Source organism: Nocardioides panaciterrulae, assembly GCF_013409645.1.
Taxonomy (GTDB): Bacteria; Actinomycetota; Actinomycetes; order Propionibacteriales; family Nocardioidaceae; genus Nocardioides; species Nocardioides panaciterrulae.
In genome coordinates, this window is the sequence record NZ_JACCBG010000001.1 from 3,690,463 (window position 1) to 3,712,486 (window position 22,024).

General features: G+C 73.0%; 17 protein-coding genes. 5 read left to right on the top strand and 12 right to left on the bottom strand.

Annotation, left to right across the window (positions count from 1 at the left end; genetic code table 11):
* Positions 1-18: 18 nt before the first annotated feature.
* From glcF to BJZ21_RS17600, 5 genes are read right to left on the bottom strand one after another with little or no spacing between them, the layout of a single operon-like run.
* Positions 19-1,446 carry a glycolate oxidase subunit GlcF gene (gene glcF, locus BJZ21_RS17580; protein ID WP_246298521.1) on the bottom strand — a complete coding sequence of 476 codons (1,428 nt, stop codon included), beginning with the start codon at positions 1,444-1,446 and terminating at the stop codon, positions 19-21.
* The gene (locus tag BJZ21_RS17585; protein ID WP_179664956.1) at positions 1,446-2,708 is read right to left on the bottom strand and encodes an FAD-binding oxidoreductase; all 1,263 of its coding nucleotides are present in this window, start codon (positions 2,706-2,708) and stop codon (positions 1,446-1,448) included. Before BJZ21_RS17585 ends, glcF begins: the two co-directional genes overlap by 1 nt.
* Positions 2,708-4,234, bottom strand: coding sequence for an FAD-binding oxidoreductase (locus tag BJZ21_RS17590; protein ID WP_179664957.1), 1,527 nt, complete (start codon positions 4,232-4,234; stop codon positions 2,708-2,710). Before BJZ21_RS17590 ends, BJZ21_RS17585 begins: the two co-directional genes overlap by 1 nt.
* An 11-nt stretch (positions 4,235-4,245) precedes the next feature.
* On the bottom strand, positions 4,246-4,677 hold the full coding sequence (locus BJZ21_RS17595; protein WP_179664958.1) for a heme-binding protein: 432 nt from the start codon (positions 4,675-4,677) through the stop codon (positions 4,246-4,248).
* A complete protein-coding gene (locus BJZ21_RS17600) occupies positions 4,674-6,848 on the bottom strand; it encodes a malate synthase G (RefSeq protein WP_179664959.1) in 2,175 nt (724 codons plus the stop codon). The genes BJZ21_RS17595 and BJZ21_RS17600 overlap by 4 nt, the downstream gene beginning before the upstream one ends.
* Before the next feature lie 388 nt (positions 6,849-7,236).
* Between BJZ21_RS17600 and BJZ21_RS17605 the strand changes: the two genes are divergently transcribed.
* Positions 7,237-8,202 (top strand): type IV toxin-antitoxin system AbiEi family antitoxin domain-containing protein, encoded by a 966-nt coding sequence (locus BJZ21_RS17605; RefSeq protein WP_179664960.1) that lies wholly within the window; start codon positions 7,237-7,239, stop codon positions 8,200-8,202.
* Positions 8,203-8,311: 109 nt separating this feature from the next.
* On the opposite strand, the gene BJZ21_RS17610 is transcribed toward BJZ21_RS17605, so the two are convergent.
* From BJZ21_RS17610 to BJZ21_RS17625, 4 genes are read right to left on the bottom strand one after another with little or no spacing between them, the layout of a single operon-like run.
* Positions 8,312-9,517, bottom strand: coding sequence for an acyl-CoA dehydrogenase family protein (locus BJZ21_RS17610; protein ID WP_179664961.1), 1,206 nt, complete (start codon positions 9,515-9,517; stop codon positions 8,312-8,314).
* Between the two features lie 3 nt (positions 9,518-9,520).
* Entirely contained in the window at positions 9,521-10,537 is a 1,017-nt protein-coding gene (locus BJZ21_RS17615) for a phosphotransferase family protein (protein WP_343052201.1), read from the bottom strand.
* Positions 10,538-10,590: 53 nt separating this feature from the next.
* Positions 10,591-12,258, bottom strand: a complete 1,668-nt coding sequence (locus BJZ21_RS17620) for an AMP-binding protein (RefSeq protein WP_218851538.1) — start codon at positions 12,256-12,258, stop codon at positions 10,591-10,593.
* 26 nt (positions 12,259-12,284) lie between these two features.
* Positions 12,285-13,238: a cyclase family protein gene (locus BJZ21_RS17625; protein WP_179664963.1), complete on the bottom strand. Its 954-nt coding sequence runs from the start codon at positions 13,236-13,238 to the stop codon at positions 12,285-12,287.
* Between the two features lie 198 nt (positions 13,239-13,436).
* Between BJZ21_RS17625 and BJZ21_RS17630 the strand changes: the two genes are divergently transcribed.
* On the top strand, positions 13,437-14,333 hold the full coding sequence (locus BJZ21_RS17630) for a TetR-type transcription factor C-terminal domain-containing protein (protein WP_218851539.1): 897 nt from the start codon (positions 13,437-13,439) through the stop codon (positions 14,331-14,333).
* A gap of 192 nt (positions 14,334-14,525) precedes the next feature.
* Here BJZ21_RS17630 and BJZ21_RS17635 read toward each other — a convergent pair whose 3' ends face one another.
* Positions 14,526-15,818 carry a hydroxyacid-oxoacid transhydrogenase gene (locus tag BJZ21_RS17635; protein ID WP_179664964.1) on the bottom strand — a complete coding sequence of 431 codons (1,293 nt, stop codon included), beginning with the start codon at positions 15,816-15,818 and terminating at the stop codon, positions 14,526-14,528.
* A 61-nt stretch (positions 15,819-15,879) separates the two neighbouring features.
* On the opposite strand from BJZ21_RS17635, the gene BJZ21_RS17640 reads away from it, so the two are divergent.
* Positions 15,880-16,827 carry a metallophosphoesterase gene (locus BJZ21_RS17640; protein ID WP_179664965.1) on the top strand — a complete coding sequence of 316 codons (948 nt, stop codon included), beginning with the start codon at positions 15,880-15,882 and terminating at the stop codon, positions 16,825-16,827.
* Positions 16,828-16,897: 70 nt separating this feature from the next.
* Here BJZ21_RS17640 and BJZ21_RS17645 read toward each other — a convergent pair whose 3' ends face one another.
* On the bottom strand, positions 16,898-17,683 hold the full coding sequence (locus tag BJZ21_RS17645; protein ID WP_179664966.1) for a ribosome hibernation promotion factor: 786 nt from the start codon (positions 17,681-17,683) through the stop codon (positions 16,898-16,900).
* A 142-nt stretch (positions 17,684-17,825) separates the two neighbouring features.
* On the opposite strand from BJZ21_RS17645, the gene BJZ21_RS17650 reads away from it, so the two are divergent.
* A complete protein-coding gene (locus BJZ21_RS17650; RefSeq protein ID WP_179664967.1) occupies positions 17,826-18,944 on the top strand; it encodes a CapA family protein in 1,119 nt (372 codons plus the stop codon).
* Between the two features lie 63 nt (positions 18,945-19,007).
* The gene (locus tag BJZ21_RS17655) at positions 19,008-20,198 is read left to right on the top strand and encodes a permease (protein ID WP_179664968.1); all 1,191 of its coding nucleotides are present in this window, start codon (positions 19,008-19,010) and stop codon (positions 20,196-20,198) included.
* Here the strand turns inward: BJZ21_RS17655 and BJZ21_RS17660 are convergent.
* Entirely contained in the window at positions 20,192-22,018 is a 1,827-nt protein-coding gene (locus BJZ21_RS17660) for a chloride channel protein (RefSeq protein WP_218851540.1), read from the bottom strand. The genes BJZ21_RS17655 and BJZ21_RS17660 overlap by 7 nt on opposite strands.
* Positions 22,019-22,024 lie beyond the last annotated feature (6 nt).

Sequence of the window (22,024 nt, forward strand, 5' to 3'; positions counted from 1 at the left end):
CCGAGTGTTCGCTGACCGTCAGCCGGCGCTGACGGCGTCTGGGGCGGCGTTGGTGCCGGGCAGCAGGTCGCTGACCGGCAGGCCGCGGATCGAGGCGTCGAGCACCTCGACGGTGTGGGCCATCCCCATCGGGTGCCCGGACCTGGTGATCGCGGAGGCCACCTGCATCAGGCAGCCGGGGTTGGCGGTGACGAGCAGCCGGGCGCCGGTGGCCACGATGTTGGCGGCCTTCCGGTCGCCGAGCTCGCGCGCGGGCTCGGGGTTGAGGATGTTGTAGATGCCGGCCGACCCGCAGCACAGCTCGGCCTCGGCGATCTCCCGCAGCTCCAGCCCGGGGATCCCGCGGAGCAGGCTGCGGGGCTGGGCACGCACGCCCTGGGCGTGCGCCAGGTGGCAGGCGTCGTGGTAGGCCACGGTGACCGCCAGCGGGTGCCGGGGCGCCACCGGGCCGAGCTCGTCGAGGATCTCGGACACGTCGCGCACCCGCTCGGCGAAGCGGGCGGCGCGCTCGGCGTACGCCGGGTCGTCGGCCAGCAGCCGGGCGTAGTCCTTCATCGTCGACCCGCAGCCCGCGGCGTTGACCACGACCCACTCCACCCCGGCCGCCTCGAAGGAGTCCACGATCCGGCGGGCGTAGCGCTGGGCCTCCGCCTCGCGACCGTTGTGCACCGACAGCGCCCCGCAGCAGCCCTGGTCGCGCGGCACCACCACGTCGCAGCCCTCGGCCTGCAGGACCCGGCCCGTGGCCGCGTTGACGCCGGGGAAGAACGCGCCCTGCACGCAGCCGGTCAGCATGCCGACCACCGCGCGGCGCTCACCGGTGGCGGTGAGCCGCTCCGGCAGCCGCTCGGGCCGCTCGAGGCGCGGCGCCAGGCTCTCCATGGCCGCCAGGCTCGGGGCGACCCGCTCGAGCAGCCCGGTGCGCCGCAGGGCGCGGTCCAGCCCGGTGCGCTGCAGGCCGCGCAGCGGACCGCGCAGCAGCCGCAACCGCTTGGGGTGCGGGAAGATCGCGAAGATCAGGCCGCGCAGCGCCCGCTCGGAGGCCGAGCGCCGGTGGTGGCGCTCGACCTGGGCCCGGGTCTGCTCGATCAGCGTGTCGTACTGCACCCCGGAGGGGCAGGCGGTCACGCACGACATGCAGCCCAGGCAGGCGTCCCAGTGCTCGACCATCGAGTCGGTCATCGGCTCGCCCTCGAGGCCCTCCTTCATCAGGTAGATCCGGCCGCGCGGGGAGTCCATCTCCTCTCCCCACAGCGCGTAGGTCGGGCAGGTCGGCAGGCAGAAGCCGCAGTGCACGCAGTCGCCCACGAGCGCGGCGTCCGGCGGGTGGTGCTCGTCGAAGGCGCCGCCGGGTGCGGGCATGCCGAGGTCGACCACGCCCCCGGTCTCCCCGAGGTGGTCGGTCGCCGGGCCCGTGGCCGGGTTGCCGGTCGCCTGCTGGTCCATCAGATGCCTCCCACGTAGCGACCCGGCGAGAGCCGGTGGTCGGGATCGAACTGGTCCTTGACCCGGCGCATCAGGTCCAGCGCCGGGACCGGGCCCCACAGGTCCACGGCCGCCTTCACGGCGGCCGGCGCGTCGAGCACCACCGCGGCCCCGCCGTACCGGCGGCAGGTCTCGCGGAGCCGGTCCACGGTGCGGGCCACGGCGTCGACGGGGATGCCGGCCGGCAGCGCGGCGTAGAGCACGCCCGCGCCGGCCGAGCCGCGCAGCGTCACGGGCGCGTCCTCGGCGGCCTCGCGCGCGGTGCGGAGCACCCCGGCGAGCCCGGACAGCGTGCAGGTCAGCTTGAGCGCGGTCCGGCCCTCGCGGTCGGTGTCGGTCCAGGGGTACGACGACCAGCCGGCCGGCGCCCGGTCGGCGTCGGTCGCCTGGCTGCCGAGCAGCTCCCGGACGACGGCGGCCCGGGCCTCGACGCCCGCCTCGCGGCCCTCGAGCAGCACGGTGAGCACCCCGCCGCCGCCGGGCGGCCACTCGATCTCGACCGCGGCCGGGACGGCCTGGCCGTGCACCACGCGCTGCACCAGCTCGTGGGCCTGCGCGGCGTCCTCGACCGGCGCGCTGACCCAGCGCCGGGCGGCCGGCACCGGGTGGAGCCGGAAGGTCGCCTCGGTGACCACTGCGAGGGTCCCGAACGACCCGACCATCAGCTTGCCGAGGTCGTAGCCGGCGACGTTCTTCACGACCTTGCCGCCGGCCTTGGCGACGACGCCGTCGGCCCGCACCACGGTGAGGCCGATCAGCAGGTCGCGGACGGTGCCCGTGACCAGCCGGCCCGGGCCGCTGGTCGCGGCGGCGAGCGTGCCGCCCACCGAGGCGCCGGGCACGGTCTCGTCCACCGCCAGCCGCTGACCGGCCGCGGCGACGTGCCGCTGCACGTCGGCCAGGCGGGTGCCAGCCCGGGCGGTGACGATCAGGTCGCCCGCGGCGTGCTCGGTGACGCCGTCGAGGCCGGCGAGGTCGAGCAGCACGTCCACCGAGCTGGGCGGCATCCCCCAGCCCAGCTTGGTGCCGCGTCCGCGTGGGACCACGCTCAGCCCGTGCGCGGCGGCCGCGCGCAGCACCGCGGCGACCTCGTCGGTGGAGCCGGGCCGGACGACCAGGCCCGGGGCGACCCCGTCGACCACGTCCAGCGGCTCGGGGTCACCGACCGGGGCGCAGGCGGCGACGGTGTCGCGGGCGGCGGCATCGATCGCGGTCGCAGACATCAGAAGACCTCCGCCAGCCCGGCCTCTTGGAGCGGGTGGGCTCCCTTCCGGCGCCCGGGGACCTCGCCGCACAGCCGGGGCGTGGGGAAGACCTTGCCGGGGTTGGAGATGCCGTCCGGGTCGAAGGCGCAGCGGACCAGCTGCATGGTGTCGAGGTCGTCCTCGGCATACATCCGCGGCATGTACGCGGCCTTGTCGACGCCGACCCCGTGCTCACCGGTGATCGAGCCGCCGTGGCCGATGCAGAGGTCGAGGATCGCGCGGCTGACCTGCTCGGCGGCCTCCGCGGCGCCGTCGACGCGCTCGTCGAAGAGCACCAGCGGGTGCAGGTTGCCGTCGCCGGCGTGGAACACGTTGGCCACCCGCACCCCGCTCGACTCGGACAGCTCGGCGATGCCGCGCAGCACCTCGGGCAGCGCGGTCCGCGGGATCACGCCGTCCTGGACGATGTAGTCGGGGCTGATCCGCCCCACCGCGGCGAACGCGGACTTGCGGCCCTTCCAGATCAGGGCCCGTTCGGCCGGGTCCGTGGCGACCCGCTGCTCGAAGGCGCCGTTCTCCTCACACAGGCGTACGACGTCGTCGTACTCCGCGGCCACCTCGGAGGCCGGTCCGTCGAGCTCGATGACCAGCACCGCGCCGGCTCCCGGGGGGTAGTTGCAGTGCACCGCGGCCTCGGCCGCCTCGATCGCCAGCGCGTCCATCATCTCGATGGCGGCCGGCACGATGCCCGCGGCGATGATCGCCGACGTGGCCGCGCCCGCGTGGTCGGTGGACTCGAAGCCGACCAGCAGCGTGCGGACCTCCTCGGGCACCCGCACCAGCCGCACGGTCACCTCGGTGACGATGCCGAGCGTGCCCTCCGAGCCCACCACGGCCCCGAGCAGGTCGTAGCCGGGGCTGTCCGGTGCGGCGCCACCCAGCTGCACCAGCTCGCCGTCCGGGGTGACGAACTCGGCGGCGAGCACGTGGTTGGTGGTGAAGCCGTACTTCAAGCAGTGGGCACCGCCGGAGTTCTCCGCGACGTTGCCGCCGATCGAGCAGATCTGCTGGCTGGAGGGGTCGGGCGCGTAGTAGTAGCCGTGCGGGGCGGCCGCCCGGGTGACGTCGAGGTTGATCACACCGGGCTCGACGACGGCGCGCTGGTCCGCGGCCCGCACCTCCCGGATCCCCCGCATCCGGGAGGTGACGATCAGGACCCCGTCGGCCCGGGGCAGGGCGCCGCCGGAGAGGCCGGTGCCGGAGCCGCGCGCGATGAACGGCAGCCGCTGTTCGGCGCAGGCGCGCACGATCGCGGCCACCTGGCCGGCGTCCTCGGGGATCACCACGAGGCCCGGCGTCACCCGGTAGTGGGCGAGCCCGTCGCACTCGTAGGTGCGCAGCCGGGCGTGGTCGGTGATCACCGACTCCTCCGGCAGCAGCCGGCGGGCGACGGCGGCCACCGCGGCCAGGCCAGGACCCAGATCGGGCGCCAGGCCCGGGGCCGTGCCGGCCGGCGTCTGCTGGCCGGCGCTCGCGCTCGACATCCCCGGCCCCCTCAGTCGACCTGGGCGGACAGGCCGGCGGCCTCGATGCCGGCGACCGCCGCGGCCTCGTCGTTGTCGGAGGTGTCACCGGTGATGCCGACCGCGCCCAGCAGCGTGCCCTCGGCGTCCCGGACCAGCACCCCACCCGGGACCGGCACCAGCGCGCCGCCCACGGCCGAGGTGACCGCGGCGATGAAGAACGGCTGCTGCTCCGCGCGGGCCATCAGCGAGCGGGACCCCATGCCGAGCGACAACGCGCCGTGCGCCTTGCCGAACCCGACCTCGAAGCGCTTGTTCGACGAGCCGTCCTCGCGTTCGACGGCCACCACGTGTCCCCCGCCGTCCAGCACGACCACGGTCAGCGGCTTGAGCCCCGCCTCCCGCGCGTGGGCGCGCGCTCCGGCGACGATCCGGCGGGCGGTCTCCAGGTCGAGCGTGCTCACGAGTCGCTCCTCTCGGTCTTCTTCTGCGCCCGGTGCCGGTGCAGGATCGGTTCGGTGTAGCCGCTGGGCTGGCTGAGCCCCTCGAAGACCAGGTCGTGGGCGGCCCGGAAGGCCTGGCCGTCGAAGCCCGGCGCCATCGGCGTGTACGCCGGGTCGCCGGCGTTCTGCTCGTCGACCACCTGGGCCATCCGGCGCAGCGTCTCCTCGACCTGCTCGGGGGTGACCACGCCGTGGTGGAGCCAGTTCGCGACGTGCTGGGCGGAGATCCGGCAGGTGGCCCGGTCCTCCATCAGCGGCTCGCCGGTGATGTCGGGGACCTTGGAGCAGCCCACGCCGCTGTCGACCCAGCGCACGACGTACCCGAGCAGGCTCTGGCAGTTGTTGTCGATCTCGTGCTGCCGGTCCTCCTCCGACCACGTCGCGGGGTCGCCGAGCGGGATCCGGAGCAGCTCCTCGCGCCGCCGGCGACGACCGGCCGCGGCGAGCTCCTCCTGCCGGGCGCGCACGTCGACCTGGTGGTAGTGCAGGGCGTGCACGGTGGCTGCGGTCGGCGAGGGCACCCAGGCGCAGCTGGCGCCGGCCTGCGGGTGACCGACCTTGGCGTCGTACATCGCCGCGAGGCTGTCGGGGGCGGCCCACATGCCCTTGCCGATCTGGGCCCGGCCGAGCAGGCCGCACTCCAGGCCGATGTCGACGTTGAGGTCCTCGTAGGCCTTGATCCAGGTCTCGCCCTTCATGTCGTTCTTGCGGACCATCGGGCCCGCCTGCATGGAGGTGTGGATCTCGTCGCCGGTGCGGTCCAGGAAGCCGGTGTTGATGAAGGCGACCCGCTCGCGGGCCTCGTCGATGCAGGCCTTGAGGTTGAGGCTGGTGCGGCGCTCCTCGTCCATGATCCCGACCTTGATGGTCAGCCGCGGGAGGCCGAGCAGCTCCTCGACGCGGCCGAACAGCTCCACCGCGAACGCCACCTCGTCCGGGCCGTGCATCTTCGGCTTGACCACGTACATCGAGCCGTGCCGGGAGTTGCCCAGCGCCGACTCGCCGCGCAGGTCCTGCATGCTGCCCAGCGCGGTCATGATCGCGTCGAGGATCCCCTCGGGGACCTCCCGGCCCTCCGCGTCGAGCACCGCGGGGGTGGTCATCAGGTGGCCGACCTGGCGGATGAACAGCAGCGAGCGGCCCTTCAGGGTGACCTCGCCGCCGTCGGGGGTCGTGTAGGTCCGGTCGGGGTTCATCGACCGGGTGAAGGTCCGGCCGCCCTTGGTGACCTCCTCGACGAGGGTGCCCTCCATCAGCTGCTTCCAGTTGCGGTAGCCGAGCACCTTGTCCTCGGCGTCGACCGCCGCCACGGAGTCCTCGAGGTCCATGATCGTGGAGACCGCGGACTCCAGCAGCAGGTCCTTGACCCCGGCGGCGTCGGTGGAGCCGATCGGGTCGGCGGGGTCCACCTGGATCTCGACGTGCAGCCCGTGGTGGACCAGCAGCACCGCCTCCGGCGAGCCGGCCTCGCCGCGGTGGCCGACCAGCTGCGCCGGGTCGGCGAGCCGCAGGACGTCGTCCTTGACGGTCACGGCCAGCCCGTCGCCGTCCACGGCGTAGGACGTGGCGTCGGCGTGCGACCCGGAGGCGAGCGGGAAGTGCTCGTCGAGGAACGCCCGGCCGCGGGCGATCACCTCGTCGCCGCGGGCCTTGTTGTAACCGTCGCCCGGAGCCAGCTCGCCCTCCCGCGGGACCACGTCGGTGCCGTAGAGCGCGTCGTAGAGCGAGCCCCAACGGGCGTTGGCGGCGTTGGTGGCGAAGCGGGCGTTGAGCAGCGGCACCACGAGCTGCGGTCCCGCGATGCTGGCCACCTCCTCGTCCACGTCGGAGGTGGTCACGCTGACCTCGGCGGGCTCCTCGCGCAGGTAGCCGATCTCGCGGAGGAACTCCTCGTAGGCCTGCGCGTCCGGCGTGCCCGGGTGCTCGCGGTGCCAGTCGTCGATCCGCGCCTGCAGCTCCTCGCGCCGGGCGAGCAGGGCCCGGTTGCGCGGCGCCAGGTCCGCCAGGATCGCGGCCACCCCGGACCAGAAGGCCTCGGCCTCCAGGCCGGATCCCGGCAACGCCTCCTCCGCGACGAAGCGGTGCAGCTCCTCCGCCACCTCGAGCCCCGCGACCTTGATGCGTCCCGTCATGTCCGACCCCTCCGCAAACAGTATTTCCACATCGTGGAACAGATGTTCTGCCCATCGGAACCCTAAGCAGGATCCGCACCGTTGGCAACGGTCGGTCCATGACCGGGGTCACACCTGCTCGGCGCGGTGGGTACCCCCGGGGCCGCGCGGAGATGCTCCCCGCCCGGCAAGTTCCCCCAAAGGGCCCGCCCGCCCGGGACCCACGCCGAGTCGGCGCTCGTTGACACCCGGGACCCACGCCGAGTCGGCGCTCGTTGACACCCGGGAGTACGCCGAGTCGGCGCTCGTTGACACCCGGGTACGGCGGGCCGCCGGCCGGCGTACCCGGTTGTCCACAGGTGCCCGAATCGGTCGTGCCCCGGGGCGGCGCACCGGGAATCAACCCGGCATGACAACTGACAGCATTCCGCCCCTCGACGGCGGATTCCCGCTCCCCCTCGACGAACCCTTCACCCGCAAGCAGGCGCTCGCCGCCGGCCTCAACGACCGGCGGTTGCGCTTCCTGGTGGGCCGAGGCCTGCTGAAGAGACCGATCGTCGGCGTCTACGTCGGCGCACACGTCCCCGACAGCACCGACCTGCGTGCCCGGGTGGTCCGACTGGTCGCGCCCCCGGGTGCCTTCGTCTGCGACGAGACCGCCGCGTGGCTGCACGGCGCGCGGATGGCCATGGCGCCCAACTCGCACCTGTTCGTGCCCAAGGTCTGCTTCTTCCGCCTGGCCGACGCCGGGCGGATCCGCAGCCCGCTCGCGGTCAGCGGCGAACGCACCGTCACCGACGAGGATCTGACCACCGTCGGCGGCGTGCTCACCACCACACCCCTGCGGACCGCCTGCGACCTGGGCCGGCTACGGAGGCGCGACCAGGCCATCGCCGCCCTGGACGCGCTGCTCTCCCTCGGCGTCTTCACCCGCGAGGAGCTCCTCCTGGCCATCGAGCGGTTCGCGAAACAGCGGGGGGTCAGGCAGCTGCGCTGGCTGGCGCCGCTCGCGGACGGACGCTCCGAGTCGTACGGCGAGTCGGTGCTCCGCCTGCGCTGGTACGACGCCGGGCTCCCGACCCCACAGCTCCAGATCTCCGTGGTGGTCAACGGCCGCGAGGTCTTCCGTCTCGACATCGGGCTCGAGGAGCTCCTCTTCGCCGCGGAGTACAACGGCGAGCAGTGGCACACCTCCGCCGCCCAGGTCGCGAAGGACGCCTCCCGGCTCACCTGGCTCGCCGAGCAGCGCGACTGGTGGATCGAGGTGTTCGACAAGGGCAACGTCCACGGCCGGGGGCAGGACGCCGACGTACGACTGCGGCGCGCGTTCGAGGAGGTCAAGCGTCGGCGGGGCAACCCGACGATCATCCTGTGACCGGTCGACGAGCGCCGACTCGGCGCTCGTTGACACCCGAGCCCGCCGTACGGCGTCAACCAGCGCCGACTCGGCGTCCTCCCCGGCGTCAACCAGCGCCGACTCGGCGTCAGCCGACGTACGGGCGTTCGCGCCGCAGCTCCTCGCGCGCGATCGAGCGCCGGTGGACCGCGTCGGGGCCGTCGACGATGCGCAGCACCCGCGCCCACGCATAGAAGTAGGCCAGGGGCGTGTCGTCGCTGACGCCCGCGGCACCGAACACCTCGATCGCCCGGTCGACGACCGCGGTCGCCATCGCCGGCGCCGCCACCTTGATCGCGGCGATCTCGGTGCGGGCGCCCTTCGCGCCGACGGTGTCGATCAGCCAGGCGGTCTTGTAGACGAGCAGCCGGGCCTGGTCGAGCTCGATGCGGGACTGGGCGATCAGCTCCTGCACGACGCCCTGCTCGGAGAGGTGCCGGCCGAAGGCCACCCGGGACTTCGCCCGGTCGACCATCAGCCCCAGCGCCCGTTCGGCCATCCCGATCGCGCGCATGGCGTGGTGGATCCGGCCGGGTCCGAGGCGGGCCTGGGCGACCATGAACCCGTCGCCCTCGCCGGCGAGGAGGTTCGTGGCCGGCACCCGCACGTCGTGGAAGACCAGCTCGGAGTGCCCGTGCTGATCCTGGTAGCCGAAGATCGGCAGGTGCCGCTCGATCGAGAGCCCGGGGGTGTCGCGCGGGACCAGGATCATCGACTGCTGCCGGTGGGCGGGGGCGTCGGGATCGGTCTTGCCCATCACGATGAAGATCTCGCAGCGCTCGTCGGCGACCCCGCTGATCCACCACTTGCGACCGTTGATGACGTAGTCGTCGCCGTCCCGGCTGATTCGCGTCGTGATGTTGGTGGCGTCGGAGGAGGCCACGTCGGGCTCGGTCATCGCGAACGCCGAACGGATCTCCCCCGCCAGCAGCGGCTCGAGCCACCGCTTCTTCTGCTCGTCGGTGCCGAACAGGTCGAGGGTCTCCATGTTGCCGCTGTCGGGCGCCTGGCAGTTGATCGCCTCGGGCGCGATCACCGGCGACCAGCCGGAGATCTCCGCGACCGCGGCGTACTCCAGGTTGCTCATCCCGGACAGGTGCGGGAGGAAGAGGTTCCACAGGCCGCGCCCGCGGGCGGACTCCTTGAGCCGCTCCAGCACCGGCGGGTAGGCGTGCTCACCGTGCTCGCGGAGGTACGCCGCGTGCTCGGTCTCGGACGGGAACACCTCCTCGCGCATGAAGTCCCACATCCGGGCGCAGGTCTCCTCGGCGCGCGGCGAGAGGGCGAAGTCCATTGCTCATCCTTCCTGTGCCAGCCGGGCGAGCCCGGCCTCGGCGGTGGCGACGACCTCGCCGTCGAGGTCGCCGAAGTGCTGTCCGGCCATCGCCCCGGCCGCGACGCGCGCGGCGATGCCCTGGGCGATCACGGCGAACTTGAAGTGGGCGAAGGCCTCGTAGAAGCCCAGGTGCTGCAGGTCCGCGCCGGTGGCCGCGGCGTAGCGCTCCACGAGGTGCGCCCGCCCCGGGAAGCCGGGAGTCCGGGTGACCGCGGGCGTCAGCGACGGCTCGCGCTCCCCGGGCTCGCGCCAGTAGAACAGCAGCAGGCCGAGGTCGGTGAGCGGGTCGCCGAGCGTGGACAGCTCCCAGTCCAGCACCGCCGCGACCCGGCCGGGATCGGTCGGGTGCATCAGGCAGTTGTCGAGCCGGTAGTCGCCGTGCACGACCGCGGAGCCGTACGACGGGGGCAGCGTGGCGGCCAGCCGGCGACCGAGCTCGTCGACGGCCGGCACCTCGTGCGTGGCCGACCGCTCCCACTGGCCGGTCCAGCGCCGGATCTGCCGCTCGAGGAAACCCTCCGGCCGGCCGTGGCCGCGCAGGCCGACCGCGTCGATGTCGACCGCGTGCAGCCGCGCGAGCACGTCGACGAGCGCGTCCGCGATCGCGACCTTGCCGGCCGGCGACCCGGCGTACCCCTCCGGCAGCCGGGAGCGGATGACGTGGCCCGCCACCCGCTCCATGACGTAGCAGGGCGCCCCGAGGATCTCGCCGGTGTCGTCCTCGAGCAGGATCTCCGGGACCGGCACGTCGGTGGGGCGCAGCGCGCGCTGCACCCGCGCCTCCCGGCCCATGTCGTGCGCCGAGGGCAGCAGCGCACCGGTCGGCGGCCGGCGCAGCACCACGACCCCGGCGGGGCTGGCGACCTCGAAGGTCAGGTTGGACTTGCCGCCGCTGACCAGGGTGGCCGTGCAGGTCCGCCACCGGTCGTCGCCGAGCCGCGCGGCGAGCGCCGGGCCGAGGCGGTCGGGACGGACCACGTCCGCCCATTCGCCCCGCCCGGGGTCGCTCGCCGGCTCCGGCCCGCCGTCGCTCACGTGACCGACGCGCGCAGCTCGCGTCGCAAGATCTTGCCGGTCGTGGTCTTGGGCAGCTCGTCGAGGAACTCGATGGAGCGCGGGTACTTGTACGCCGCCATCTGCGAACGCGCGTAGTCGATCAGATCCTCCTCGGTGACGTGCTCGCCCGGCTTGAGCGAGACGAACGCCTTGACGCTCTCGCCACGGTACTCGTCGGGCACACCGACCACCGCAGCCTCGCGCACCGCGGGGTGGCCGTAGAGGACATCCTCGACCTCGCGCGGCCACACCTTGTAGCCGGCCGCGTTGATCATGTCCTTCTTGCGGTCGACGAGGTAGAACCAGCCCTGCTCGTCCATGAACCCGACGTCGCCGGTGCGCAGCTCACCGCCGGGCAACGACTGCTCGGTGGCCTCGGGCTTCTGCCAGTAGCCCGGCACGACCTGGGGCCCGGAGGTGACGATCTCGCCGATCTCCCCGACCGGGGCCTCCTTGCCGTCCTCGTCGAGGATCCGCACCACCGTGTTGAAGACCGGCACGCCCACCGACAGCGCTCCCGACGCGGGGTCGACGGGCGCCTTCACCCCGAGCGGTACGGCGTGGGACGGGCTGTTGGTCTCGGTCAGCCCGTAGATGTTGTGGATGTAGAGGCCGGTCTTCGCCTCGAACCCGTCGGTGACCGCGGGGGCGATCGGGGCCCCGCCGGAGTAGAGCATCCGGAAGGACGACCAGTCCTCCTTCGTCACGCCGGCCAGGCCCGAGAGCGCGATGAAGACCGTGATCGAGCCGACCGTGAACGTCGGTCGGTGCTCGCGGATCGCGTCCATCACCACGTTCGCCTCGAACCGGTGGGCCAGGACGAGGGGGCAGCCGGCCAGCAGCGCGATCCCCACGTGGCCGACCAGGCCGGTGATGTGGAACAGCGGCGCGACCCCGAGCACGGCGTCGTCCGCGCCCAGGCCCATCCAGTCCCGGTAGGTCTGGGCGTTGAAGGCCAGGTTGGCGTGGGTGTTCATCGCGCCCTTGGGCACCCCGGTGGTGCCCGAGGTGTAGGTCAGGATCGCCACGTCCTCGCCCTGCGGCGAGGCCGGGTCCGGCCGGCGGCCGGCGTACTCGGCGAAGACCTGCTCGAGGTCGAGCGCGCCGCCCTCGGCGCCGCCACGGGTGGCGCCGGCGAACAGCCGCTCGTCGTCGCGGGTCTGCTCGTCCAGCGGCGAGCACGTGACCACCGTGCTCACCCTGACCTCGCCGGCCGCGAGCACGTCCCGTGCCACGGCCGTGTAGAGCTCCTCGAGGCACAGCAGCGCGGTGGCACCGGAGTCCGCGAGCAGGTAGGTCAGCTCGCGGGCCTTGTTCATCGGGTTGATCGCGACCGCGCAGCCGCCCGCCTTCCACGCCGCGAGCAGCCCGATGACGAACGCCGGGTTGTTCTGCGTGTAGATCGCCAGCCGGTCGCCCGCGGCGAAGCCGCGCTCGGCCAGCGCCACCGCCAGGGCGTCGGAGCGGGTGTCGAGGTCGGCGAAGCTGAGCACCCCGTCGAAGTACCGGATCGCCACGGCATCGGGGCTCCGGGCGAGGGTCGCCGCGAACAGGTCGAGCATGGTCCGGTGCTCGGGGGTGATGTCGGCCGGCGTGCCCTCGCGGTAGAGCGAGAGCCACGGGCGCTCGGTGTAGGTCGTCACGTGGCCTCCTTGACCGCTGCGCAGGCTCACTTGATCGCCAACGGGTTCACCGGCGAGCCGCTGGCCTGGTGCACCTTCAGCGGCGCGGCCGCGTAGAGGAAGGTGTACTGGCCGTCCGCGGCGCAGGACTCGGCGAGCTTCTCGAGGTCGCAGATCTCGGTGAGCGTGACGCCGAGGTTGCGCATCAGCGCGCAGTGCAGCGGCAGCGCGGTGCCGTTGTTGGGGTCGGTGGTCACCTCGTTGGCGATCGTGTCGGTGACCAGGTTGGGGATCTCCATGTCCTGGAACCACGACACCAGCTCGGGGCTGTAGACCAGGCCGGGCTCGCAGAAGCCCTCGTAGAACTTCTCGCCCTGCTCGAAGAAGAGCCGCAGGAAGTTGGTGCGGATGACCAGCACGTCGTGCGGCTCGATCTCGACGCCCTGGGCCTTCGCGCAGGCGAGCAGGTCCTCGTGGGTGAACGTCTCGGCCTTGTCCAGGTTGTCCTTGCCCCGGAACCGGGCCATGTCGAGCAGCACCCCGCGGCCGGCCACCCCGCGTTCGGCGATCGGCGCCACGCTCGCCCGGTCGAGACCTCCGACGGTGGATCGGGCGTCGTAGCCGTTCCAGATCTGGCCGCCGTACCAGACGTGGCCGAGCGCGTCGTACTGCGTGGAGCCCTGCAGGAAGGCGTCGATCTTGTCGTCGGCGTAGTGCAGCCCACCTGGGAACTGGGGCGCGTCCGCGCCGTCCCACGAGGACTCGTCGAGGATCATCGTCTTGACCGCCGGCGAGCGCCCCGGCCAGACCGGGTCGCCCAGCGGGTCGCCGATCAGGCGCTGCAGCGTGAACACCTGTCCGGACCGGACGTGCCGGACCCCGCGCAGCACCTCCTCGGCGGTGAGGTAGTTCAGGGCGCCGACCTCGTCGTCGGGCCCCCACTTGCCCCAGTTCTTCGGGGAGTCCTTGAGCAGCTCATCCATGGTGGGGACGTCGGTCATCTCAACCTCCGGGCAGACGTGTGGATCACGGGCGGACGATCGTCAACAACAGAACGATCGTTCGGGTGACTGAACAGGATGAGAGCAGCGTCACACGCCCCTCGGCCCGCGTCAACGCCTCTCAGGCAAATATCAGCCGAGGACCTGGCGCCGTGTCGCGAGGTCCGAACGGCCGGATGTTCAGATATCCTGAACAACATGGTCAGCATGGGAACCCTCGGTGCGGGCGAGGAGGTACGCCGCCAACGGCTGCTGCACGGCATCACCCTGCGCGAGCTGGCCGGCCGGCTCGGCGTCAGCGCGGCGACGGTGAGCGCCATCGAGAACGGGCGCACCCGCATCTCCCTCGAGCGGCTGCACCGGGTGGCGGAGGTCCTCGACGTCCCGGTCGCCACCCTGGTGCCCGGCGCCGCGACCACGCCCGTGGCCGCCCACCCCGCCCCCACGATCCCGGCCGAGCCCACCGTGGCCGCCCCGACCGGGCACTGGCGCGACTTCGCGCCGCTCCCGATCGACGGCGTGCTCGCCGGCGCGATCCGCGCCTTCGTGGCGATCGGCTACCACGGTGCGAGCATGCGCTCGATCGCCCAGCTGGCCGGCATGAGCGTGCCGGGGGTCTACCACCACTACCCCAGCAAGCAGGACCTGTTGGTGCGCGTCTTCGACCTGACCATGACCGACCTGATCTGGCGCGTGGAGCAGGCCCGGGCGGAGGGTCGGGACCCGGTCGCGCGGGTCTCCCTGGTCGTCGAGGCGCTCGCCCTCTTCCACGCCCGCCGCAACGACCTGGCCTTCATCGGGGCCAGCGAGATGCGCAGCCTCGACCCCGAGAACTACCGGCGCATCGCCCGGCTGCGCAGCGACGTCCAGCGGCTGCTCGACGACCAGATCGCCGAGGCGATCGCGGCCGGCGGCCTCGACGTCGCCTATCCCGCGGACGCCGGTAGGGCGATCGCCACGATGTGCACCTCGCTGGCGCAGTGGTTCCACCCCGGCGGACCCACGACGCCGGAGCAGGTGGCGCGGGAGTACGCCCGGTTCGCGCTCAGCATGCTCGGCCTGCCACTCGAAGCCCGTCGAGTCGGCGCTCGTTGACACCCACGCACCGCCGAGTCGGCGCTCGTTGACACCCACACACCGCCGAGTCGGCGCTCGTTGACACCCCGGTACGTCAACCTGCGCCGACTCGACGTACACCCCGCGTCAACCAGCGCCGACTCGACGTACCCCCGCGTCAACCAGCGCCGACTCGACGTACCCCCGCGTCAACGAGCGCCGACTCGGCAGCTACCAGAGCTGCAGGGAGGCCCGGAAGATCGCGGCCACGTCCTCGGCGGTGACCTCCTTGGGGCAGGTGGCCAGCAGCCGCTGCTGCTTGAGCGTGCCCTCGACCAGGTCGTCGACGTCGGACTCGACGTAGCCGACCGCGCCGATCCCGTTCGGGATGTCGATGTCGCGCATCAGGTCGATGACCACCGACGGCAGCGTGTCGCGGTCCCCCTCGTCCGGCGACCGCGTCGGGTCCAGCAGCGCCGCCGCGCGCAGGTGCCGCTCCGGAGCCGCGTCGAAGGTGAACCGGAACGCCTCCGGCGCGGTGAGCGCCACCGACATGCCGTGCGGCACCATCGCGTGGTCCTCCGGGTAGTCCTTGGGGTGGAAGTCGCGAACCCGGCCGGCGATCGGGTAGCCGTTGGCGTGCGGGATGTGCACGCCGGCGTTGCCGAAGCCCATGCCGGCGAAGGTGGCGGCCAGGGCCATGTCCTGGCGGGCCTCGCGGTCGTCGCCGTGGTGGACGGCAGTGCGGAAGGCCTTGCCCAGCAGCGTCATCGCCTTCTCCGACCACATGTCCGCGATCGGGTTCGAGCCGCAGTAGGGCACCCGCTGCTCGGGCTGCTTGCGGTCGTAGGTGGTGTACCACCGAGCGGTGTAGCTCTCCAGCGCGTGGCAGAGGATGTCCATGCCGCTGGCCGCCGTCACGCCCGGGGGCTGGGTGAGGGTCAGGTCGGGATCGATGACGGCCAGGGTCGGGCGCAGCCGCGGGTGGCTGATGCCGGTCTTGACCTTCAGGCTGAGCACGTCGAGCACGCAGACGGTGGTGCTCTCGCTGCCGGTGCCGGCGGTGGTGGGGAGCGCGACCAGCGGCTTGAGCGGCCGCTCGGGGTTGCGCCCCTGCCCGACCGGGACGTTGACGTAGTCCATCAGCTCGCCGTCGTTGGTCATCATCAGGTTGATGGCCTTGGCCGTGTCGATGCTCGAGCCGCCGCCCACGGCGACGTACGCGTCGAACGGTCCGGCGTCGCGCGCGAAGTCCACGGCCTGCTGCAGGCTCTCGTCGGTCGGCTCGACGTGCGCACCGTCGAAGACCACGGCCTCGATGCCGAACCGGCCCATCTGGTCGGCGACCCGCTGCGGGAGCCCGGTCGAGCCCACGCCGGGGTCGGTGACGACGAGCGCGCGGGAGACGCCGTACTGGGAGAGGTCGTAGCCGACCTCGTCCGACGCGCCGGGGCCGTACTTCAGCTGGGGCGCCCCGTAGGTGAAGACCGTCTCGGACTGCTGCTGTGCGTGCTGCTCCGACATCGCTGTCCTCCTTGCCCGGATCCGTGCCGCCACCCTAGGCGGATGCGCCTAACCTGACGAGGTGCAGTTCGGTCAGTACCCCGCCCCGCGCCACGTCGTCGCCCACGTGAGCGACCCGCACCTGCTCGCCGGCTCGCTGCAGTACGGCGTGATCGACACCGCGGCCCACCTCGAGCGGGCCCTGGCGCGGCTCGATGCGATCCGGCCCCGGCCGCAGGTGCTGGTGTTCACCGGCGACCTGGCCGACCGCGCCGAGCCGGCGGCGTACGCCCGGCTCCGCGAGCTCGTCGAGCCGGCCGCGGCCGCGATGGGCGCCGAGGTGGTGTGGGTGATCGGCAACCACGACGAGCGGGCGCCCTATGCGAAGGCTCTCTTCGACAGCGACGACGACGGCCCCCAGGACCGGGTGCACGAGGTCGACGGGCTGCGGATCGTGGCCCTCGACACCAGCGTGCCGGGCTACCACCACGGCGAGATCGCCGACGACCAGCTGGCCTGGCTCGCCGAGGTGCTCGCGACGCCGGCGCCGCACGGCACCCTGCTGGCGCTGCACCACCCGCCGATCCCGGTGCCCATGCTGCGGGCGGCCGAGCTCATCGAGCTGCTCGACCAGCACCGCCTCGCCGAGGTGCTCGCCGGCTCCGACGTGCGCAGCATCCTCGGCGGCCACTTCCACTTCTCGAGCTTCTCCACCTTCGCCGGCATCCCGGTCTCGGTGGCCTCGGCGACCTGTTACGCCCTCGACCCCGGCGCGCGGGACCGGTTCCTGTCCAGCGTGGACGGGCACCAGGCGGTGAACATGCTGCACCTCTACGACGACCGGGTCGTGCACACGATCGTGCCGGTGACGCCGGCGCCTGAAGTGGAGGGGTTCCCGGCCGCCGTCGAGGCCCAGGTCGAGGCGCTCACGCCCGAGCAGCGCCGCGACCTGGTCTCCCGCAAGGACTCCCCGCTCTACACCGGCGAGCTGCGGGTCGACGGGGTCGAGGAGGGCGGCGGCGCGCCCTGACGGGGCGACGACCGGCGCTACGGCCGGCGGCGCCCGGGGCGGGGCCGCCGCAGACCACCAGCGACCGGGCTCAGCCGGTGACGATGAGCCCGTAGTGGCCGTCGTACCTGCGATAGAGCACGCGGCCCTGCCCGGAGCCGGCGTCGAGGTAGAACACGAACGCCTCGGAGTCGGAGTCCAGCCGCGCCCGCGCCTCGTCGTCGGTCAGCCGCGGCGGTGGTGGTTCGAGGACCACCTCGGCGGCCGACTTCGCGACCGCCTCGGGGCCGGCGCCGCCCTGCACGGCGTAACCGCCCTCGGGGAGCCGGCGCACCAGCGCGGGCTCGCCGGACTCGTTGTCGGTGTAGAGGAAGAAGTCGTGGTCGAGCGACTCCATGTCGTAGGCGGCCTCGTCCACGGTCAGCGGCTCCGCCGCGAAGGTCTTGCGCCGCATCAGCTCCCGACTCTCGGCGGGGCGCGGGTACCAGGCCACGGGCCGCCGCGGTACGTCGCCGTGCCGCCACTCGTGCTCGGCCTCGACCCCGGTCCAGCGGTGGCGGGTGCGGGTCCGGTCCTGCAGCTGGGTCAGGCGGCGACGCAGCCGGGACTCCAGCTCGTCGATGGCCTCGGTCATCGACGGCGCGGCGGCCTGGGCGCGCAGCACGGTGCCGCCGACGTCGACGGTGGCCTCCGCGGTCGCCGGCACCTTCACCGCGGGGTCGTGACGCAGGCCGAGGACCACGTGGGCGCGCATGATCGGGTCCCGCGCCACCGCGAGCGCCACACCGACCTTCTCCTCGGCGTACGCACGCATCCGGGCGTCGACCTCGCCCCGCGCGGTGACCTCGATCGCCGCAGACCCCGCGGGCACCGTCATGGTCCTCACCTCCCGAGCCGCCGGCACGGCCGTCTCCCCCGATCCAAGGGGCGTCACGTGGCTCGCCGTCAGTGGCCAAGGTCCCGGGTGGGCGCGGCGGTCGACCCGGTACGCCGCGCCCCGGTCCCTCGATGCTGGATCCATGACCGCACCCGGGGACGGGCCGGTGACGCTGCTGCTCTCCGGCGACGTGATGCTGGGTCGCGGCATCGACCAGGTACTCGCCCACCCGGGCGACCCGACGCTGACCGAGCCGTGCGTGCACGACGCGCGCCGCTACGTGGAGCTGTGCGAGGAGGTCTCCGGGCCGGTGCCGCGCGCCGTCGCGGACGGCTACCCGTGGGGCGAAGCGCTGGCCGAGCTGACCGGCCCGGGCGTCCACGTGCGGGTGCTCAACCTGGAGACCAGCATCACCGGCGGCGGCGAACCGGCGGCCGGCAAGACCGTGCACTACCGGATGAACCCCGCCAACCTCGGGGCGCTGCGCGCGGCCCGGCCCGACGTGTGCGTGCTGGCCAACAACCACGTGCTCGACTACGGGGCCGATGGACTGCGCGACACCCTCGAGGCGCTGGCGTCGGCGAAGATGGCGGTGGCCGGAGCCGGTCGCGACGTCGCCGAGGCGTGGACGCCGGCCCGCGCCCGCGTCGACGAGGACCGGCGGGTCGTGGTCCTGGCCTGGGGGCACCCGAGCGCCGGGGTGGCGCGCGCCTGGGCCGCCGGCCCGCACGAGCCCGGCGTCGCGCTGCTCCCCGACCTCTCCGACGCCACCACCGTGGCGGTCGCCGGCCGGGTGCGCGCGGAGAAGTCCCGCGGCTCGATCGTCGTGGTGTCGCTGCACTGGGGCACCAACTGGGGCTGGACGGTGCCGGCCGAGCAGGTGCGCTTCGCCCACCGGCTGGTCGACGCGGGGGCCGACGTGGTGCACGGACATTCCTCGCACCACCCCCGCCCGCTCGAGGTGTACGCCGGCCGGCTGATCCTCTACGGCTGCGGCGACCTGGTGAACGACTACGAGGGGATCCGCGGCTTCGAGCGATACCGCGACGAGCTACGGCTGCTCTACCGGGTCACGGTGACGACCGACGGCTCCCTGGCCGCGGCCGAACTCATCCCCTACCGGTCCCGGCGGCTGCGGCTGGAGCAGGCCGACCCGATCGACGCTCGCTGGCTGGCCGCCGCGCTCGATCGGTGGAGCCACCCCCGCGGGGTGCGGGTCCGGCGTACCTCGGCGAACCGGCTGGCGCTGGACGTCGCGTGACTGCCGGCTGCCGCCGCCGGGTGTACCGGGCATGGAGCGAAGCGGTCGGGGTACGCGGCCACCATGCCCGTGATCGACGCCGTCCTCGACTGGCTCGCGACCTCCGGCGCGATGGCCTGGGAGATCCTCTGGCCCCTCGTGCTGGGCTTCGCGCTCTCCGGCGCGGTGCAGGCGGTGGTGCGACGCGAGCAGGTGACCGGGCTGCTGAGCGGCGACTCACCGCGGCCTCTGGCGTGGGCGACCGGCCTCGGTGCGGCCTCCTCGTCGTGCTCCTACGCATCGGTGGCGCTGGCACGCTCGCTCTTCCGCAAGGGTGCGAGCCTCACCGCGGCGATGGCCTTCGAGATCGCCTCGACCAACCTCGTGCTCGAGCTCGGCCTGATCCTCTGGCTGCTCATGGGCTGGCGGTTCACGCTGGCGGAGTTCGTCGGCGGGCCGCTGATGATCGTGGTGGTGGCGGTGCTGTTCCGGATGTTCGTGTCCCGACGGATCCAGGACGCGGCCCGTGAGCAGGCCGACCGTGGCCTGGCCGGCTCGATGGAGGGCCATGCCGCGATGGACATGTCGGTCCAGTCCGAGGGCGGCCTCTGGTGCCGGCTGTTCTCGCGCGCGGGCCTGGACTCGGTCGCGTCGTACTTCGTCATGGACTGGGCTTCGGTGCTGCGCGACATCGTCATCGGTGTGCTGATCGCCGGTGCGTTCGCCGCGTGGGTGCCCACCGACTGGCTGCACACGTTCTTCCTCGACGGGCACGGTCTGGCGGCGCAGGTCTGGGGGCCGGTGGTCGGACCGGTCGTGGCGATGCTGAGCTTCGTCTGCTCGGTGGGCAACGTGCCGCTGGCGGCGGTGCTGTGGAACGGCGGGATCAGCTTCGGCGGCGTGGTGTCGTTCCTCTTCGCCGACCTGATCATCGTGCCGATCATCGTGATCTACCGGAAGTACTACGGCACGGCGGCGGCGGTGCGGATCACCGGGCTGTTCTACCTCGCGATGGTCGCCGCGGGGTACGTCGTGGAGCTGCTGTTCGCGGTGCTGCACCTGACACCGACGTCGCGCAGTGCCACGGTGGTCGGGGCGCAGGTGTCGTGGGACTACACGACCTGGCTGAACATCGTGTTCCTCGGCCTGGCCACGTTCCTGCTGGTCCACTTCACGCGGAACGGCGGCTGGCCGATGCTCAGCGAGATGGGCGGCGAGCCCGCCTCCCAGGACTCCTCCAGCGACCACTCCGGCCACGGGCAGCACGGTCACTGAGACCGTGGGACCGGATCCGTACGGCGCTCAGGCGGGGGCGTGCCGCCGCGCCGCAGCACGGCGAGCACCTGCCGGTGCGTGATCCAGCCCACCGGCGCGGCGTCGTCCGCGTCGAGCACCGGGACCGCCGCGACCTCATAGCGGTCCAGCACGTCGAGCGCCTCGTCAAGGGGCTGGGCGGACGTCACGGTCGGTGTGCGCTCGACCACGTCCGCGGCACGCGCGTCGTCGTGCTCACCGTCGGCCAATGTCTCGGCGACGGTGCGCGAGCTGAGCACACCCACCACCCGGCCGTCCTCGTCGACGACCGGGAGCATTCCGAGGCTGCTGTGGCTGAGCCGGGTGGCGGCGTCGGCCAGCGGCAGGTCCGCGGCCACGGCAGCCCCGAACGGCGTCATCATCTCGCCGACGGTGACCGCCCGCAGCGCGTCGGCCTGGGGATTGTGGCTGAGGTCGACCCCACGGCGGCTGAGCTTGAGCGTGTAGATGCTGTCCTTCGACACCAGGTGGCTGACGCCGGTGGCGAGCACGATCGCGACCATGAGCGGCAGGATGATGGAGTACTCCCCGGTGAGCTCGAACATGATCACCACGCCGGTGATCGGCGCTCGGGCTGCACCCGCGAAGACCGCACCCATGCCGATCAGCCCGTAGGCCCCGGCCGGTCCCGCCAGGCCGGAGTCGAGGAGGTCGAGCGACTGGCCGAATCCGGCGCCGAGCATCGCGCCGATGAACAGGCTCGGCGCGAACACGCCGCCCGAGCCGCCGATGCCGATGGTGAGGCTGGTGGCGACCATCTTGGCCACGAGCAGGACGACCAGGAAGCCGATCGCGTAGTGGCCGGCGACCCCGTTGCTGAGCACCGGATAGCCGACGCCGTACATCTCCGGGACCGCCAGCAGCAGCAGCCCGAGCAGCAGGCCGCCGACCCCGGGCCGCAGCCACTCCGGCCCCCGCCAGGCCCAGTCGCAGGCGTCCTCGATCGCGTAGAGGATCCGGGTGAAGCCGACTCCGACGAGGCCGGCCAGCAGGCCGAGCACCGCGAAGAGGAGGTACTGCGCCGGGTGCTCGACGGTGAACGTCGGCAGGTGCAGGAACGGCTGGTTGCCCAGCGCTGCCCGGCCGATGACGCTGGCGGTGACCGAGGAGAGGACGACCATGCCGAAGCTTCGGGCGGCGAAGTCGGCGAGGATCAGCTCCATCGCGAAGAACACGCCGGCGAGCGGGGCGTTGAAGGTGGCGGCGATCCCTCCGGCGGCGCCACAGGCGACCAGCACGCGCATCCGACCCTCCGCCGCCCCCACGGCGCGGCCGAGGGTGGAGCCGAGAGCGCTGCCGATCTGGACGATCGGCCCCTCCCGGCCGACGGACCCGCCGCCTCCGATGCATAGCGCCGAGGCCAGCGCCTTGACCGCGGCGACCTGCGGACGGATCCGACCGCCCCGACGAGCTACGGCGTACATCACCTCGGGGACACCGTGCCCGCGCGCTTCGCGGGCGAACCCGTGCACGAGCGGCCCGTACACGAGGCCCGCGGCCACCGGCGCCAGCACCACGAACCACGGGCCCAGCCAGGGCGCGTGGGGGTTGGCGACGTGGCCCAGGCCGGCGTAGTCGTCGTGCCCGGAGAGCACTCGGGTGAACGTGACGATCAGCCAGCGGAACACCACCGCCCCCAGCCCCGCGCCCGCACCCACCAGCAGCGCCAGCATGAGCAGGCCGGTGTCCGAGGAGCGCAGCCCCTCCCAGCGCAGCCCGCTGCCTCGGCCCTGCGGGACGGGGGCGGGGGTTGCAGGAGCGGCTGCGGAGGGTGACGACACCCTTGC